General features: G+C 33.9%; 14 protein-coding genes and 1 tRNA gene. 5 read left to right on the top strand and 10 right to left on the bottom strand.

The genetic code is table 11. The features are described 5' to 3' along the window. Positions 1-95: 95 nt before the first annotated feature. Genes IHE43_RS00590 through IHE43_RS00610 form a run of 5 tightly spaced genes read right to left on the bottom strand, consistent with a single transcriptional unit; the run spans position 96 to position 4,121 of the window. Positions 96-1,355 carry a hemolysin family protein gene (locus tag IHE43_RS00590; protein ID WP_192186200.1) on the bottom strand — a complete coding sequence of 420 codons (1,260 nt, stop codon included), beginning with the start codon at positions 1,353-1,355 and terminating at the stop codon, positions 96-98. A gap of 2 nt (positions 1,356-1,357) precedes the next feature. Beyond that, the gene (locus IHE43_RS00595; protein WP_192186201.1) at positions 1,358-1,552 is read right to left on the bottom strand and encodes a hypothetical protein; all 195 of its coding nucleotides are present in this window, start codon (positions 1,550-1,552) and stop codon (positions 1,358-1,360) included. An 8-nt stretch (positions 1,553-1,560) separates the two neighbouring features. Next, the gene (gene lptC / locus IHE43_RS00600) at positions 1,561-2,112 is read right to left on the bottom strand and encodes an LPS export ABC transporter periplasmic protein LptC (RefSeq protein WP_192186202.1); all 552 of its coding nucleotides are present in this window, start codon (positions 2,110-2,112) and stop codon (positions 1,561-1,563) included. Between the two features lie 52 nt (positions 2,113-2,164). Next, entirely contained in the window at positions 2,165-3,394 is a 1,230-nt protein-coding gene (locus IHE43_RS00605) for a hypothetical protein (RefSeq protein WP_192186203.1), read from the bottom strand. Further along, a complete protein-coding gene (locus IHE43_RS00610) occupies positions 3,387-4,121 on the bottom strand; it encodes a type III pantothenate kinase (protein ID WP_192186204.1) in 735 nt (244 codons plus the stop codon). Before IHE43_RS00610 ends, IHE43_RS00605 begins: the two co-directional genes overlap by 8 nt. A 104-nt stretch (positions 4,122-4,225) precedes the next feature. Between IHE43_RS00610 and IHE43_RS00615 the strand changes: the two genes are divergently transcribed. From IHE43_RS00615 to IHE43_RS00630, 4 genes are all read left to right on the top strand, one after another. Then, a tRNA-Phe gene (locus tag IHE43_RS00615) sits at positions 4,226-4,301 on the top strand. Positions 4,302-4,349: 48 nt separating this feature from the next. Then, complete coding sequence (locus IHE43_RS00620; protein WP_192186205.1) at positions 4,350-4,637, top strand: GIY-YIG nuclease family protein; 288 nt, start codon at positions 4,350-4,352, stop codon at positions 4,635-4,637. Between the two features lie 543 nt (positions 4,638-5,180). Next, positions 5,181-6,677, top strand: a complete 1,497-nt coding sequence (locus tag IHE43_RS00625) for an MFS transporter (RefSeq protein ID WP_192186206.1) — start codon at positions 5,181-5,183, stop codon at positions 6,675-6,677. A 12-nt stretch (positions 6,678-6,689) separates the two neighbouring features. Continuing rightward, the gene (locus IHE43_RS00630; RefSeq protein ID WP_192186207.1) at positions 6,690-6,914 is read left to right on the top strand and encodes a DUF6814 family protein; all 225 of its coding nucleotides are present in this window, start codon (positions 6,690-6,692) and stop codon (positions 6,912-6,914) included. Positions 6,915-7,022: 108 nt separating this feature from the next. Here IHE43_RS00630 and IHE43_RS00635 read toward each other — a convergent pair whose 3' ends face one another. Genes IHE43_RS00635 through IHE43_RS23425 form a run of 5 tightly spaced genes read right to left on the bottom strand, consistent with a single transcriptional unit; the run spans position 7,023 to position 15,624 of the window. Further along, the gene (locus tag IHE43_RS00635) at positions 7,023-9,896 is read right to left on the bottom strand and encodes an alpha-amylase family glycosyl hydrolase (protein WP_192186208.1); all 2,874 of its coding nucleotides are present in this window, start codon (positions 9,894-9,896) and stop codon (positions 7,023-7,025) included. Positions 9,897-9,954: 58 nt separating this feature from the next. After that, on the bottom strand, positions 9,955-11,049 hold the full coding sequence (locus IHE43_RS00640) for a SusE domain-containing protein (RefSeq protein ID WP_192186209.1): 1,095 nt from the start codon (positions 11,047-11,049) through the stop codon (positions 9,955-9,957). Between the two features lie 21 nt (positions 11,050-11,070). Beyond that, positions 11,071-12,666, bottom strand: a complete 1,596-nt coding sequence (locus IHE43_RS00645) for a RagB/SusD family nutrient uptake outer membrane protein (protein ID WP_192186210.1) — start codon at positions 12,664-12,666, stop codon at positions 11,071-11,073. A 17-nt stretch (positions 12,667-12,683) separates the two neighbouring features. Further along, positions 12,684-15,368, bottom strand: a complete 2,685-nt coding sequence (locus IHE43_RS00650) for a SusC/RagA family TonB-linked outer membrane protein (protein ID WP_225585325.1) — start codon at positions 15,366-15,368, stop codon at positions 12,684-12,686. Next, on the bottom strand, positions 15,316-15,624 hold the full coding sequence (locus tag IHE43_RS23425; RefSeq protein ID WP_225585327.1) for a carboxypeptidase-like regulatory domain-containing protein: 309 nt from the start codon (positions 15,622-15,624) through the stop codon (positions 15,316-15,318). The genes IHE43_RS00650 and IHE43_RS23425 overlap by 53 nt, the downstream gene beginning before the upstream one ends. Positions 15,625-15,859: 235 nt before the next feature. On the opposite strand from IHE43_RS23425, the gene IHE43_RS00655 reads away from it, so the two are divergent. Further along, positions 15,860-16,891, top strand: coding sequence for a LacI family DNA-binding transcriptional regulator (locus IHE43_RS00655; RefSeq protein WP_192186211.1), 1,032 nt, complete (start codon positions 15,860-15,862; stop codon positions 16,889-16,891). The last annotated feature ends 63 nt before the right edge of the window (positions 16,892-16,954 follow it).

Raw genomic sequence — 16,954 nt, forward strand, 5'->3', positions numbered from 1 at the left:
AATTTTATATTCAGTTTGCGAAAATACAATTATCTAGTTAATAACAATACAACTAGCAATTTATTTTGCACAATTTTTTTAATTAATAAAAGAAATCACTCTTTTACTGTCATTTTCACCAATTCAATTTTCTTATTTGTAGCTTCTTCTATCACGAAATGATAGTGATCTATTACAATTTCTTCCCCTTTCTGAGGAATTTCCTTCGTAAAGTTTACAATAAACCCTCCCAGAGTACCATATGAGTCTTCCTCAGGAATCATCAATTTATAGGTTTCATTTAAGTATTCCACATCTAATCTGGTAGAAAACAAATACTTACCATCTCCCAATTCCTGTTCGATTAATTCTTCATCTAAATCATGCTCATCTTCAATTTCTCCAAATAATTCCTCAACAATATCTTCGATTGTAATAATTCCGGAAGTACCTCCGTATTCATCTAAAACAACCGCGACATTTTTTCTCTTTTTAATCAAAAGATTTAAAGCGTCTTTTATCAAAATAGTTTCAGGAACAAACTCAACTGTCATCAAAACTGATTTTATCGTCTTTGGTTTTTTAAATAAATCGAATGAATGCACATAACCTACAATATCATCGAGTGAGTTTTGACTGACTACAATCTTAGAATAACCAGTCTCTATAAAAAGTTCTTTAAGATCTGTTATACTATCAAATAAATCTATATCAACAATTTCAGTACGCGGCGTCATAATATCCCGCGCTTTTACACCTGAAAACTCTAATGCATTTTGGAAAATCTGAATTTCAGAATCGACTTCATCGTCATCTTCAACCGAATTCATTTGCTCTGTAATATAATTTCCAAGCTCAATTTTACTAAAATACAATTGTACCTGATCGCCTTCTGTTTTAAAGAATTTTCTCAAAACAAAATCTGAAATCCAGATAAAAAAGGTAGAGATATAATAGAATAATCTGTAAAACAAATACGCTGGAACAGCCAAAATCTTAATTAATGAATTTGCATAAATCTGAAAGAAAACTTTAGGGAGAAATTCAGCCGTAATTAAAACGATAAAAGTTGAAATCAGGGTCTGAATCAATAAACTAGTGATGTCTGAAAAATGATATCCTAATTTAGTGATGCATCTTAAAACTAAATCACCCATGAAAAACCCGTAAATAACCAGGGCAACATTATTACCTATAAGCATTGCGGCAATAAACTTCGAAGGATTCTCTGTAAGTTTGGTTAGAATTTGAGAGGCAAAATTATCTTGCTTCTTTTCTATTCCAAGATAAATTTTGTTCGAGGAAATAAAAGCTATTTCCATTCCTGAAAAAAAGGCTGATAGTATTAAACATAGTATTATAATACTAATTTCCATTTTTACTGTTTTTTATTACGATCATCAAATTTCTTGACAAATTTTCTTCTGAAGAAAAACATAAAAACCGCCATTCCGGCAATTATAAAACTCAAAGCGTAATTCTCATTACCTTCATTTAACTTTATAACTCCATCATAAATAAAGTAGACTGCAAATGCGATGTAAACGTATTGTGTATATTTTAAGTAACCCATAATCTGTTTTATTCGTTGGCTTCTAATTCGCCAGTTATTCGTTGTGAATTTATCACTTTAAAATCTTTACTAAAGTCAATTCCCTGACCATTTGAAACTCCTTTAGCATCGGTAAGTTTAAATTTTCTTTCGGTATAAAACCATTCGTTTTTCTGGTCAAAATACAGTTGTTCTGTTTCGAGCATCTGGCCGGTTTCTGAAGTAATTTTTACTTTACCCTGTAAATCTATAATTCCGGTTTGTTTATAGGAAACCGCATAATTTGCTTTTATAAAAGTACGCTTTTGTTTTTTATCGTATAAGGTAACATCAATTCCTTTTGGGAATTCAGTAAATGGAAATTCAAGATTAGAATAATCCAGCATTTTTCGGCTTTTCAAAACTCCTGTAATGCGTCCTGAATCAGTATATTTTATATTAACCGTGTCTGCATCACTGCCTGGAACAAATTCTGAAAAGTTAATTTTTTGAACCTCCTTAAAATTACTTTCGCATCCAAAAAACAGTGCCACAGTAAGAACTGTGACAGCGTGTATACTATATTTTTTTGGTAAATTCATTTGCCAAATGTAGTAAATTGTAATGAGCTTAAAAAAACAGAATAGTTTATGTTTAGTTGAATTTACTCTTAACGAACCATCTGTCGTTAAAAGAGAAGCTTAAACTAAAGTTCATATAATTTTCCTGAATCAAACCTGCAGATGTAGTTCCTCTTTTACCAAATTCAATACCTAAATTCACATTTGAAAATGATCCCGTAATAGGAAATCCAGCTCCCAAAGTCATTCCGACATCATTAATTGACTGGTTATTAATCACTAAACCAATTTTCTCATATTTTAAACCAGCTCTATAGGTAATTCTGCTGAAGTAACTTGAAAACGAAGTGTAATTTGGAATATAATATCCTCCAACTGCATATTTCGAATACTTCTCGTAACGTACATCATCACTAGAGTTATAGTAATTTGCGTATCGTCCATCACCCTGAAAAGCTAATGTAGTACCAACTAACCATTTTCTTGCCTCTCCAACACCAACGCCGATCGTTAATTTATTAGGTAATTTTAAATTAGTTTCTGTTGATGGATATTCATAAGGATCCGGATCTCCGGAAACCGAAATAATTCTTGCATTATCCGATTTTAAAGTACTTGCAAAAGTGTAACTTAAACTAGTAAATAAAGTCGTTTTTTTATAAATCTTTCTTTGATACATAGTACCAATATTAAAATTCACACCAGATAACTCAGATTGGTTCGTTTCTCGGGTTACACTTGCAACGTCTGTAATACCTTCAATACTTGTTGTTGTAATTTGTCCAAAATTATATTGTACATCAGCTCCAATATTCCAATTTGGTAAAATCTTATATCCTAAACCAAAGAATACCTTATTAACACCACCTTTTCCTTCAAACTGACTATTTGTTGCACCAGTTACATCAGAATTATTATTTATAATTTTATATCCAACAGAAGATAACGGAACCAAACCAAAAGCAGCTCCAAATTTACCCATCGGAATTCCAACTGCTAAATAATCAAAAGTAGATCTTTGTGCTTTTGCAGATTCATTAGTATTTTTTAATGTAGATGTTCCAAAAGTTCCTCCAATCGTAAATGTAGTTTGTCTTAAACTCGCATAACTTGAAGGGTTATCAATATTCAAGTGAATACTATCCTGCTCTACTGATACGCCACCCATAGATCTGTTTTCAAGAGTACCTTTGAATCTTGCATCACCAATTCCGTAAAAAGAATAAGGAGAAGCTGTACCTTGCTGAGCAAATGAAACGAACGAGATAAGTAAACAAGCACTTATTATAATTTTTTTAATCATTGTCGATTTTATATTGAAATGTTTGGTTCAAACTTTCCAGAAGGAAATTTGAATTGGCAAATATGGTATTTTTTAATCGTTTAGCCAAAAATTCTGCATCGCCACCCGTTAAAATTATTATAAAATTTGAAAAGTTCTCCCGATATTCATCGATAAAACCATCAATCTCATAGACGAACCCATTGACAACACCAGAATGAATCGCTTCTTTAGTAGAGTTTCCTATATAGGATTCAGGCGCATCTAATGTCAACAAAGGCAACTTGGCTGTGAAATTATGCAATGCTTCGTAACGCAATCGCAAACCTGGCGAAATCGCTCCGCCCAGATAATTATCATTTTCGTCGATAAAATCGTAGGTTATGCAAGTTCCGGCATCAATCACTAATCTATTTTGTTTTGGGAATTGTAAAGTAGCTCCGGCAGCCAAAACCATTCGATCAATTCCTAATGTTTTTGGTGTTGCATATTTATTTATGAAAGGAAAAACATCTTCATGAGTTAAAAAATGAATTTTTAGCTGATCTTCGAATGTCAAAAAAGACTGTTTTTCGACATTTCCAACCGAAGCAACAACCAAATCAGAGCAATTTTGAAATTTTTCTAAAATTTTTTTAATTTTTTTTTCGAGTTCATTTTTCTCAAAAACAAAATTTTCAAGAACAGTACTTCCCTCAAAGACAGCTGCTTTAATTCGAGTGTTTCCAACATCAACTGTTAAAACCATGTTTGTTTTTTTATAAACGCGAAGATACGAATTGATTTTTTTAAAAAAATGTTTTGGATAAACGAAAAATGATTCTATCTTTGCACCCGCAATGAGCACAACACGGTACCTTAGCTCAGATGGTAGAGCAATGGACTGAAAATCCATGTGTCCCTGGTTCGATCCCTGGAGGTACCACCAAAACCCACTCAACTGAGTGGGTTTTTTGTTTTTAATATTTTTTTACAAATGCATTACTTATATATTCTGTACTCGGATTCATCTCAAAAATTTTATATCGGAGAAACAAACAATATTGAAGAGCGTATTTTAAAACATCAAAATCATTCTTACCAAAATTCTTTTACCAAAATTGCCAATGACTGGAGAGTCCTTTTAACTTTTGATTGCTTAAACAGAGAAGAGGCCATTTATTTGGAAAAGTTTATCAAAAGAATGAAAAGTAAAACTTTTAATAACAAAATAATCACAGATCCGTCTATTATAAAAGACATTTTATCTAAAAGAAAATCATAATGTGTCCCTGGTTCTCCCGAAGCCTCGGTACTGGAGGTACCACCAAAACCAACTCAACTGAGTGGTTTTTTTGTTTTTAATACCTCGGGGGAAATTTAAATTCCATTTTTTTCTAAATTCCAAATTCCAATAAAGCTTAAGCACAAGGAACGCTAAGGTTTTCAAGGTTTTTATTAAACTTTGAAAACCTTGCTTTTTTTTAATAATACATGCATATTGGTGTCACAACAGTTGAAACCGTTGGCTATGTTCTTTCTTCTATAGATTCATTTTGATTCTTTTTAATTTTTGAACAAACAAAACTATTACGTGTTAGCATCTTATCGTAGAAAAAACATCTCGAACTTTGCGTATCACAGGCTTCGGGATGCGCTTTTCAAGGTTAAAATCTTCTACTTTGAAACTTAAATACTACTAAAAAGTGTAAAGTCAACAATTAAGTTGTTTTTGTTAAAAAAGTATCAACTAAATAAAAAAATATCTTATATATTCGTAAAATCATACTTTACTATTTTATATACTATTAAAAACACATAGCGTTTTATGAGCAAAAATTCGACTAAAGGCATTTGGAAAGTTATTTCGGCTTCCTCGATGGGAACAATGATTGAATGGTATGATTTCTATATTTTTGGCAGCTTAGCTGTTGTAATTTCTACCAAATTTTTTCCAAGTGATAATCCAACAGCTGCATTTTTATCGACATTAGCCACTTTCGCTGCCGGATTTGTAGTTCGTCCTTTTGGTGCTTTGTTTTTTGGAAGACTTGGTGATATTATTGGCCGTAAATATACTTTTATGGCTACCTTATTATTAATGGGTGGCTCTACGTTTTTAATAGGATGTATTCCGAGTTATGAAACTATAGGCTTTTTAGCCCCTTTATTAGTCCTAATTCTACGTTTACTACAAGGACTTGCTCTTGGTGGTGAATACGGAGGTGCCGCGACTTATGTTGCAGAACATGCTCCCGCTGGACAAAAAGGGTATTGGACTTCCTGGATTCAAACCACAGCTACTGTTGGTTTGTTCATTTCGTTAATGGTGATACTGGCAACTAAAAATATTCTTTCAGCTGAAGATTTTGATACCTGGGGATGGCGTGTTCCGTTTTGGGTTTCTATTGTTATGGTTGGGGTTTCTTATTTAATCCGAAAAAATATGGACGAATCTCCTGTATTTGCCAAGGCTAAAAAAGAAGGAACAACGAGTACAAATCCGCTTAAAGAAAGTTTTGGAAACCGATATAATTTAAAATTTGTTTTATTAGCCCTTTTTGGAGCAACAATGGGACAAGGTGTTGTTTGGTATACGGGACAGTTCTATGCCATGAGTTTTATGAAAACCGTTATGAATGTAGATTCTTCACAAGTTGACGGACTTTTAGGAATTGCACTTTTAATAGGAACACCATTTTTTATTGTCTTTGGATGGCTGAGCGACAAAGTAGGTCGAAAATACATTATGATGTTCGGAATGTTACTCGCGATTTTATCTTACAGATCTATTTATAAGGAAATGTACAACACCACTAATGTGAGTTACAAAACCGAAATCGTTGAAAAAACAACGAAAAATATTGAGACAACGAAGAATAATGACACGGTAACAACTATCTCTAAAACCTATACAGACGGAACCGCATATATAGAAAAGAAAACAGATTTTGCCAATAAAAAAGCATCTCAAAGTACTATTTCAATCAAAATAAATTCTGAAGATGAGTGGGCGTTAATTTTTTGGGTTTTTATCCAAGTGTTATTTGTAACAATGGTTTACGGACCAATTGCTGCATTTTTAGTAGAAATGTTTCCCACAAAAATCAGATACACTTCGATGTCGCTGCCATATCATGTTGGAAATGGAATTTTTGGAGGTTTGCTTCCTGCAATTTCAACCTACTTTGTAACACATGCAAAAGCCAGTGGAAAACCCGACTTTTATCTTGACGGACTTTGGTACCCAATAATTATTGCTTCAGTCTGCTTTGTAATAGGAATGATTTACATCGATAATAAAAACAAAACGAATCACCTTTAAAACCTACATAATATGAATACAGTTAAAAAAATTTTAGGTGTTTTGTGGATTATACTATCCATTGCCGCGGCTTATTTTTGTGTCTTTGAATTTGGTTTGCCCAAATTTCTATCGGACCAGCAGGATGATTTAGTCTTTGGAATTATTATCCTATTTATTCTTACCCCATTAATCGTTTTAGGCTTGGGAACTTTTGGTTATTTTTCTGTGATTGGAGAATACGATCAGAAAAAATAACCAAATTAACTTAAAAACTGAAAGGGCTGTCAAAAAAATTGACAGCCCTTTCGCATTACTAAACTAACCAAACATTCATCATTAGAAATAATGACTGTAGTTTTAATTTTATTTTTTAATAAATTTCATAATCTGAACTTTATTATTTTCATCAATTGCTTTCACAATATATAATCCAGTTTTTAATTCGCTTACACCAAATTGAAAATCTGTATTTCCATTCGGAGCAAAACTTTTCACCAATTGACCAGACATTCCATAAACCTGAACTTTTGTTGTTGCAATATTTAAGGTAAAATGGTGTAAAACCGGATTTGGATATAAATTAACCGAGTTCTCTTTTTCAAATTCAGGAATCGCCAGATTGGCTGTTTTATTTCCGTAGATTCTATATTCGCCCGGTCCTAAATTAATTGTAGCATTTACATCGGTCACATTTATAGAAGTATTATCCATTAAATTATACCAGGTTCCAGTATATTGAAAACCAGTAGGAACATTTTGAGCCGTCACATCAAAATTGGCTAAAATTAAAACATCTTTTAATTGTGTTGAAGCCAAAGTGCTGTTTGTAATTTTCACATTTACCATTAAGGTATTTGCATTTGCCATTGTAGCTGTTCCAAGAAATACTGGCTCTGTTACCTTTAGGTTAATCATTTTAGCCCAATCGTAATAAATTTTATTTCGATTTGTATCTCCTAACCAATTTTCATTCCACTGAGGCTGTGGTTTTGTATCTAATTTACAATCGCCTGAAAGAGTTGGCGAAGCATCATTTACACTTCCGTCTTTACATGTAAAAATAGAATCATCCCAGCCTAATTCACCGAAATGCCAAATCATTTTTGGACCGGGAATCAACAATGAAACTGCTCCAATCGCCGACATTCTTGACAATCCGGTATTCAATGTTTTTACATTGTAAGTTCCTGCCGAATTACCATATTGCACATTTTTATACATCAAACGTTCTTCATCATGACTTTCAGCATAGCCCATTAAACGGTTTGTTGTAAAACCACGGCTGGAGCTCATCATTCTCGAGATATTATTGCTTGTAGCATATCCCATTGACAATTGGCTGTACTGGTCTGTCATTTTCCCCCACATCATCACTCCCTTGCTTGGCGTTTCAGTGATTCTGTAGTTTGCCCATTCCTGTTCTTCAGTATCAGATCCTAAATGTTCAAAAATAGTATAATGCGTAGGGTCTAAACTCCATGAATAATCGGCATATTTCTTTAAAACCGCAACTCTGTCCGGACGATATCCGTTTGTACAAGATTCATCTGCAGCAGTACATTCCTGGGTAAATCCTTTGGTTAAATCCCAACGAAAACCATCAATTTTATATTCTTCAATCCATTGTTTGATAACGCGATCTACATAATATTGCGTTCTTGCCGACTGATGATTAAAATCTTCACCTACACTATAACTGTGTTTCGCAACAGTATTAAAATACGGATTCTCTGTTGTTGGTGACCCAAAACCATCTCCATCGGGATCATTCATCCACATTCTTACCATAGGATTTCTTCCGAAAGCATGGTTTAAAGCAACATCAAGGATAACGGCAATTCCGTTTTGATGACATAAATCGATAAGCTCTTTCAATTTATCCGAAGTACCATAAAATTTATCCAAAGCCATGTGAAATGAAGTATTATAACCCCAACTTTCATTGCCTTCAAATTCCATTACCGGCATCAGTTCTATTGCATTTATTTTAAGTGTTTTAAAATAGCTTATTCTGTCAATTAAACTTTGGTAATTTCTTGCAGCATCAAAATCACGGACCAAAACTTCATAAACAACCAATTTATCTTTTTCAGGTTTTGTAAAATTAGTTACTTGCCAATTGTATGGCGTTTGCCCTGTTTTCAGAACAGTAACCTCAAAATTCTGACCTGCCGGATAAGCTGGCATATTTGGATAAGAAGCCGCAGGAATCGAAGAATCATCATAAGGTGATAAAACTAAAGTCGAGTAAGGATCGGCCGTTTTAACCATTGAAGGTGAATTTGCCAATGGAGTTGCATCAACTACCCAATATTGATAGGTATTATTTACGCCAGAAACCAATCCGTTTAATTCTAGCCAAAATTTACCAGAAACAGGATCTTTTTTCATTGCGTGCGTTGGTGTAGGCTGCCAGCTATTGAAACTTCCGGCAACATAGACAAAATCTTTTAAGGGCGCATCTAAAACTAAAGTCGCTTTTGTTGCGTCTGTTGCATTATAATTTATTCCGTCAACTAAACCTGCAGGCATAGCTTCAGAAACTGTATTTGGATTTACTATTACAGAAAACTTTTTTGAGATTGTTACAGTTCCCTGCACCACTACTAATTCATAATTTTGATTAGCAGTAACATTGGTTGCTGTATACGAATAACCCGATGTACTGGCATTCGCATCAATCGTAGTTCCGTTAGCTTTTAATGTATAACTGGCTACACCGTTTGTATTTGTAGCTGCAATATTAAAATTAGATCCGGAGCCAATAATTGTAGCGCTATTTTCAGTTGGCGAAGTCAGTGTTACCTGAAAAGAGCCCACTTCGACTAAAATATCCTGAGACTTCTTATCTCCGGTTCCATTTTTTGCTTTTATTAAAAAACCAATTTTACCAATTCCTGTAGTATTATAATACACTGTTGGCGTTATTGTTTTCGTGTAAGTATCAGAACCTGCATTATATGTAAATTTACTAGCTTCGCTTGAAGCCTCCCAACTTCCATTATTTGGAGTTCCCTTTTGAGTTGTATCATTTGTGTCAAAAGCCCAAGCCCATAGATACAGAGAATTATCAGTAACTCCCCAAGAACTTTCATCCAGATTATTTCCATTAATAGTAATGGTAATTGGAGTCGTTTCTTCAAAAGTTGACGGACTTACTGACCAGGTAACTTGTTTCAGCTGCGCAAACGAAAATACTGAAAACAAAAAGAAAAATAATAGTATAATTTTTTTCATAATTAATCTTTTTATTAAAAAAGGCTATCCGTAGATAGCCTCTTTTTAATTTAACTCATTACTGTTTTACCATAGTGTAAGTATAATTTCTTGGATTACTTAAATCCAGAGTAATTAAGAAGGTTCCAGCAGTGGTCCCAATATTAGTTCCACCATCTTCTAATTTACCGTCAGCTCCAGTATCTCCAAAATTGAAATCCCAGCTATTATTTGCTCTAAATTTCAAACCATTATCAGGAGCGGATTGAGCCGTTAAAACAACTGTAATTGTCCATTTTTTAGTAGCTGGATTGTATGCCATAGGAGTATCAGCATCCCATCCTCCAGGAGTAGCATTACCAACAATACCCCATGAAAGTTTAGTTGCAGAATATGTTAATTTTGCAGGATCAGTGTCTGCTTTAATTTTATAGTAACCCGGAGCAGCAATTGATAAGTTTCCTCCCGTTGTACTAATGGTACCAGCTGTTGCACCTACTCCATAATTTGTCCCGTCCCAATTTGCCTGAGTAGACAATTTAAATCCTTTTCCATCTTGAGTACCATCTTGTGCAGTTGCAAAATATACATAACCTTCAAAAGCAGTTTTTCCGTAACCTTCAGCTAACAATGTTGGAGCAGAAGAATGTGCCCAGTCTGCACCATAACCACTTGCATTTTGATATCCACCTGGGAGCCATAATTTTGGAGTTTCAGTAGTATAAGGAGTTATAACAATACCAGCAACGTTAGAATACATAACGTTTGTCGCTACGGTTGATTTAACACGTACTTCAAAATCTGCGGCTACAAATGGAGCTGCTTTTAAAGCTAATGCAGCACCATTTAATTTTGCTACAGAAACTGAAACCTGATTTGCAGATTTTACCGTTCCTAATTCCTGAGGTGTTTTAAAAGAATTCCCTTTTGAATCAACCTCAACCGTATAAGTTACTTCAACATCCCCACCATAATTAGCAGATTTCCATGTGAAACGCTCGATTTGTGAATCAGCGTTAGCTGGAGATAATACATAAGCCGAACCAGCTAAAGGAGCTGTTAAAACAGGAGAATCAATTCCTTCGATAACAGGTCTATCTTGTACGTCTTCAACGCTGCATGATATTGCAACTAATGCTAATAAAGCAATTAATGATTTAGTTATATTTTTCATTTTGGTATATTTTTAGTTAATTTAGTATCCAGGATTTTGTTTTAATTTTTGATTTGAAGCTAATACCCCTGCCGGGATTGGGAATAAATCCCTGTAAGATTGAGTCGAAGTACCTGAGGCAACATTCCCTTTCCAAGGCCATAAATAAGCACCTCCGGTAAATTTTCCGAAACGAACCAAATCAGTTCTACGGTGTCCTTCCCAATGAAGTTCTCTTCCTCTTTCATCTAAAATGAAATTTAAGTTAAGATCCGTTTGAGTTATGATATTACCTTTTGCTCTGGTTCTTAAAGCATTTACATAAGTAGTTGCAGTTCCTAAACTACCTCCTGCTCCTCTAACTGCACATTCTGCATACATTAAGTAAGCATCAGCTAATCTGAAAATTGGAAAATCAGTATCTGCAAAATTTCCGGCTTTATCTGATCCCTGAACACCATTAACATCAACATTTTTAAACTTCTGAATAGCATATCCGTCTGTAAATGAACCAAGATCTGCAATTTCTTTAGATTGACCAGCTGTGTAAAATTGTCCACGAGTATCTACTGTATTAGCATCAAATTTATTTACAAAAGCTGATGTTGTTCTAATACCTCCCCAGCCACCGTTGATACCAAACTGAGCTATAGGCATACTTCCTCCCACTGGTGCATGAACTAAAAATGTTGTTCCTCCATAAGTTTGAGTTTTAATTCCGTCAAAAGCAACAGCAAAAATAAATTCATTTTGCGCTCCATTTTTATCATTATCAGCTAAAAACAACTGGTTGTAGTTATTATGAATAGAATAACCAGAACTAATAACTTTTTGAATTAATGGAAGTGCTCCTACATAATTATCTGTACCAATATAAACTTTAGCATTCATATACAATTTAGCATGCAGCATCCATGCAGCCGCCTGATCAGCACGATATAATTCATTTGTTTTTGGTGCTTTTAATAATTGTTCAACAGCTGTAAGCTCTTCATCAATAAACTTATACAATTCAGCTCTTGTAGCATACTCAGGATAATAGAATGTAGTTGGTGAATCTTCAGTTACTAAAGATCCGGCTCCAAAAGTATCTACTAAATGCCAGTATGTTAATGCTCTTAAAAAACGAGCTTCTGCACGATACACTTTAATATCTGCTAATACTGCAGCATCTGTTACTCCTCTTCCTGCTAATTTTTCATCTGTCGTTTGTCTTAAAAACTCATTACAGTTCACGATTTGAAAAGAAAAACGTGCAAATGTAGCGGCAATAAAAGTATCTGATGATGACCATGTTTGCGAATGAAAATCTTTAATCGTACCATCATTCCAGGCAATAACAGCTTCATCAGTTGTTAATTCCTGCATCATCCAGAAACCTCTGATATATTGGCTTGTTCCTTCGTCAATTCCTGAAATATCAGGACTTCCTGCTGGGCCTTGTTGTCCTGTAGTTGCAAAACCAGCATATAATTTAGCTAAGTTTCCTTTGTAAGCGGCAGGATCTGCAAAAAGTTCGTCACTGCTTACAGAATCTCCCGTATCTGGTGATTGGTTTAAATCATCTGTACATGATGAAAACAACATCGTCATCATAAACAAAGAAATACCCATTATTTTTATTTGTATCTTTTTCATTTTTCTTGTTATTTGAATTAGAAGTTAGCGTTTAATCCTAACGTAAAAGTAATTGGACGAGGATAAATGTTGTTATCTACACCTCCTGAAATTTCAGGATTCAATCCGTCATATTTTGTAATTGTCAAAACATTTTGAGCCGATGCTGTTAATTTCAGCATTGAAACACCTTTTATTTTTTGAGTAAAAGTATATCCAATTGCAACGTTATCAAGTCTCACGAAAGAAGCATCTTGTACGTAGTAATCAGAGTGTAATTGAAAGTCGCTTGATTTTTTAAATCCCGTTTCCAAAAGATTTTCAACACCATTTGATAAATCGCTTTGTCTAGTTAGAATATTGTTATAAGTACCAGAACCAGAATCAACATTATTGTACATATAGTTACCCCATGAACCTCTCCAGTTCATAGACATATCCCAGCTTTTGTAAGTTAAGCTAGTATAGAATCCGTAAAAAATATCAGCTGCAGGTTTGTGAAAACGGTATCTGTCATCAGCATTTACAATTCCGTCTTTATTGCGATCCACAAAAACACCATCTAAAGGTTTTCCGTCTGCACCATACGCTTGTTCGTATACATAAAATGAGCTTGGCGCATAACCAACCTGATGATTTTGAATTTTATTTCCTGTTCCTCCAGAAATATCACCTACATCAATACCCGGAGTATTATCTTGAGTAGTAGTTAATTTTGTGATTTTTGAATCCTGGAAAGTAATATTCCCTCCAATTCTCCACTCTAAATTATTATTTTGTACCGGAACTACTTCAGCAGACAATTCAATTCCTTTATTTTTAATACTACCAACATTATAGTTATCATAATTAGAAAATCCGAAAAATGCGGGGTTTTGAGTATATAATAATAAATCATCAGTTGTTCTTTGATAAACATCTGCACTACCTGTAATTCTATTATTGAAAAGTCCAAAATCTAATCCAACATTTACTGTTGTAGTTTCTTCCCATTTCAGGTTGCTATTGTATGGCTGTGGTCTGTAGGTTGTATAAAATGTATTTCCTATTTGATATTGAGCCGCACTATTTGATGCTAAATATAATGGCAAAGAAGGATAACTTACTCCAATATTTTGCTGTCCAGTTATACCCCAGCCTCCTCTTAATTTTAATGAAGTAATATCGCTAACATCTTTTAAGAAACTTTCTTCATTCAATTTCCAAGCTACAGAAGCTGCCGGGAAATTTGACCATCGATTTGCTTCTGCAAATCTTGAAGTTCCATCACGTCTTAGGGAAAGAGTTACTAAATATTTATCAGCAACACTAATATTAGCTCTTCCAAAGAAAGACTGTAAATTAATATGTGTTGGAGTAAATAATTCTACTGTATTCAAATTATTCTCAAAATTGTAGTTTGATTTATTTTTCTCTTCTCTAAAATCTTGATAAGTATAACCTGCTGTAACATCTAACTGCGTATCAATTGCCTCAATTCTTTTGTTATAGTTAAGATACAGATCCATTACTTTATTATTTCTCTTTTCTGTATTCTCATAAGTATTATTATATCCAGATCCCTTAAGACCATTTAAATAATCTGAGTTAGTACCACCATAACCTCTACCATTCATTTGATCATAACCAAAATTTGCAACAGCTTTTAATTCCGGCAAAAAGTGTAATTTATAATCTAATTGAATATTTCCGATACTTCTATAAAAAGTACCTAGGTTATTTTGCTGATTAATCATAGCTACTGGATTTTTTACAGCTAGCTGATTAAATTCTGTTGGACTTGTCAACCATTGAAAATAAGTACCATCAGCATTTTTTACAGCTTGAGTAGGATCATAAGCAATAGCAGACCCAACTGCACCAGTATTACTGTAATTACTATTTATTACAGATGTATTATTATTTACCTGAACTTTTAAATGCTTATCAAAAAAGTCACCTGTAAGCGAAACTCCTAATGTAGTTCTCTCAAAATTATCTCTTAACAAAACACCGTTTAAATTCGTATATCCAACAGATGCGCGATAAGCAATATTGTCTTGACCACCGCTAGCAGATATGTTTTGATCCGTACCCATGGCAGTTCTGTAAATTTCGTCCTGCCAGTTTGTATTTGCAGAACCTAATAAAGCTTGTTGCGCAGCAGTTCCGTTTGCAGTTACAAAATCTCTAAATTGGCCGCTTGACAAAGCATCAACCTTTTCGGTAACTTCTGAAACCTGGAAGTTTCCGTTATAGCTAATTTTAATGTCTCCGGCTTTACCTTTTTTAGTAGTTATAATAATTACTCCATTAGAAGCTCTTGAACCATAAATAGCCGTAGCTGAAGCATCTTTTAAAACAGAAATAGATTCAATATCATTTTGGTTAATAGTAGACAAGGGATTTCTACCTCCTTCAACTCCTCCAGCTGCAACCGGAACACCATCAATTACATACAATGGATCGTTGCTGGCACTAAGAGAAGAACCACTTCTAATTCTTACCACTGGATCAGCTCCTGGAGAACCACCTCCGTTTATGATCTGTAAACCAGCTACTCTACCTTGAATCATTTGATCTGCAGACGTTACAGGTCCTTTATTAAAATCTTTAGTTGTTAATACTGTCACTGCACCTGTTGCGTCTTTTTTCTTAACAGTACCGTAACCTACTTGTACCACAACTTCTTTAAGTTGGTTCGTATCTTCTTCTAAAGAAACATTTAGTGTTTTTTTGCCCATTGAAATCAATGGTTTGCGTTTTGTATCCAATAAAAGAAACAACAATTTTGTTTCCGCTTTTAACATTTGATAGTTGGTAATTACCATCAAATCCTGTTGATGCACCGCTTGGAGCACCTTGTACATTTACATTTACTCCCGGTATTGGCTGTCCCGTTGCTTTATCGACAACGGTCCCGCTTAAAGTGTTTTGAGCTAACACAGAAAACGGCAACAATAGGAATAAAAATAACAACTTTTTGTAAATTGTTTTCATACTTTTTGTTTAAATTAGTTTGAGTTTGTGATTGTTAGTTAAGTTTTTAATTTTACTTCGAATTTCAAAATTAGGAATTTATTAACATGCTCAACCGCAGACAATTTTAATTGGGTTACGAAAACGTGGTAGTGTTGAAAACTTTCTATTTTTTGTAATCTTTTAAGTCAAAAAATGCTAAATCAGAAAATAAAAGATACCTTTATTATTAATTAGATTTTTTTCAATAATACACATGAAACGTAAAATCACTTTAAAACAGATTGCAAAGGAACTAGACGTCTCTATTTCAACTGTCTCAAAATCACTAAGAAACAGTTTAGAAATAGGGGAAGAAACGCGCTTAAAAGTGCAGGCTTTTGCAAAGTTTTACAACTATAAACCCAACAATATTGCCCTTAGTTTAAAAAATCGAAAAACCAAAAGTATTGGTATTATCATTCCGGAAATTGTACATTATTTTTTCTCCACTGTAATCAACGGAATCGAACAGGTTGCTAACGAAAATGGTTATAGTGTCGTAATATGTTTATCTGATGATTCTTTCGACAAAGAAGTCCTAAACATGGAGATGTTGGCCAACGGAAGTATCGATGGTTTTATCATGTCTCTTTCTAAAGAAACCCAGTATAAAGGCGACTTTCACCACATTACAGAAGTTATAAATCAGGGAATGCCGGTTGTAATGTTCGACCGCGTGACCAATGATATTTTATGCGATAAAGTTATTATTGATGATAAAGCTGCTGCTTATGAAGCGGTTCAAAGCTTAATTGATAATGGCAGAAAAAAGATCGCATTAGTTACTACTGTCGATTACGTAAGTGTTGGAAAATTAAGAACAGATGGTTACGAAAAAGCACTTTTGGACAACGGATTACCTTTTAACGAAGATTTAATCATCAAAATTGAAGATGTCGATACCTGCGAAATTACAATTAGTCAGCTTTTACATGACAGAGCTTTTGATGCCGTTTTTGCGGTAAACGAACTTTTTGCAGTAACAATTATCAAAACAGCCAACAAAATGGGACTTAAAGTTCCTGAAGATTTAGCCGTAATCGCTTTTACCGACGGAATTATTTCTAAATACTCAACACCAAGCATTACAACCGTAAGTCAAAGTGGTGAAAAAATGGGTAATAAAGCAGCTAAAATGCTAATTGAAAGGTTGGAAGCCGGACATGATGATGACGAAGAAGAAAACGAAAATTATACTACTGAAGTTATAGAAACACACTTAATAAAAAGAGAATCTACTGACTAAAAATCTTAAAATCAACGCTTTCTAAAGCCATAAAAAATATTTATGACTTTTTTGTTAGCATAT

This window comes from Flavobacterium sp. MDT1-60 (assembly GCF_014844035.1).
In the GTDB taxonomy this organism is placed as follows: Bacteria; Bacteroidota; Bacteroidia; order Flavobacteriales; family Flavobacteriaceae; genus Flavobacterium.

Excerpts from the sequence above, each read along its gene's own strand:
- lptC (WP_192186202.1), bottom strand. The coding sequence starts at position 2,112 with ATGAATTTACCAAAAAAATATAGTATACACGCTGTCACAGTTCTTACT.
- IHE43_RS23425 (WP_225585327.1), bottom strand. The coding sequence starts at position 15,624 with ATGAAAACAATTTACAAAAAGTTGTTATTTTTATTCCTATTGTTGCCG.
- IHE43_RS00590 (WP_192186200.1), bottom strand. The coding sequence starts at position 1,355 with ATGGAAATTAGTATTATAATACTATGTTTAATACTATCAGCCTTTTTT.
- IHE43_RS00620 (WP_192186205.1), top strand. The coding sequence starts at position 4,350 with ATGCATTACTTATATATTCTGTACTCGGATTCATCTCAAAAATTTTAT.
- IHE43_RS00595 (WP_192186201.1), bottom strand. The coding sequence starts at position 1,552 with ATGGGTTACTTAAAATATACACAATACGTTTACATCGCATTTGCAGTC.
- IHE43_RS00650 (WP_225585325.1), bottom strand. The coding sequence starts at position 15,368 with ATGGGCAAAAAAACACTAAATGTTTCTTTAGAAGAAGATACGAACCAA.
- IHE43_RS00645 (WP_192186210.1), bottom strand. The coding sequence starts at position 12,666 with ATGAAAAAGATACAAATAAAAATAATGGGTATTTCTTTGTTTATGATG.
- IHE43_RS00625 (WP_192186206.1), top strand. The coding sequence starts at position 5,181 with ATGAGCAAAAATTCGACTAAAGGCATTTGGAAAGTTATTTCGGCTTCC.
- IHE43_RS00640 (WP_192186209.1), bottom strand. The coding sequence starts at position 11,049 with ATGAAAAATATAACTAAATCATTAATTGCTTTATTAGCATTAGTTGCA.
- IHE43_RS00655 (WP_192186211.1), top strand. The coding sequence starts at position 15,860 with ATGAAACGTAAAATCACTTTAAAACAGATTGCAAAGGAACTAGACGTC.
- IHE43_RS00635 (WP_192186208.1), bottom strand. The coding sequence starts at position 9,896 with ATGAAAAAAATTATACTATTATTTTTCTTTTTGTTTTCAGTATTTTCG.
- IHE43_RS00605 (WP_192186203.1), bottom strand. The coding sequence starts at position 3,394 with ATGATTAAAAAAATTATAATAAGTGCTTGTTTACTTATCTCGTTCGTT.
- IHE43_RS00630 (WP_192186207.1), top strand. The coding sequence starts at position 6,690 with ATGAATACAGTTAAAAAAATTTTAGGTGTTTTGTGGATTATACTATCC.
- IHE43_RS00610 (WP_192186204.1), bottom strand. The coding sequence starts at position 4,121 with ATGGTTTTAACAGTTGATGTTGGAAACACTCGAATTAAAGCAGCTGTC.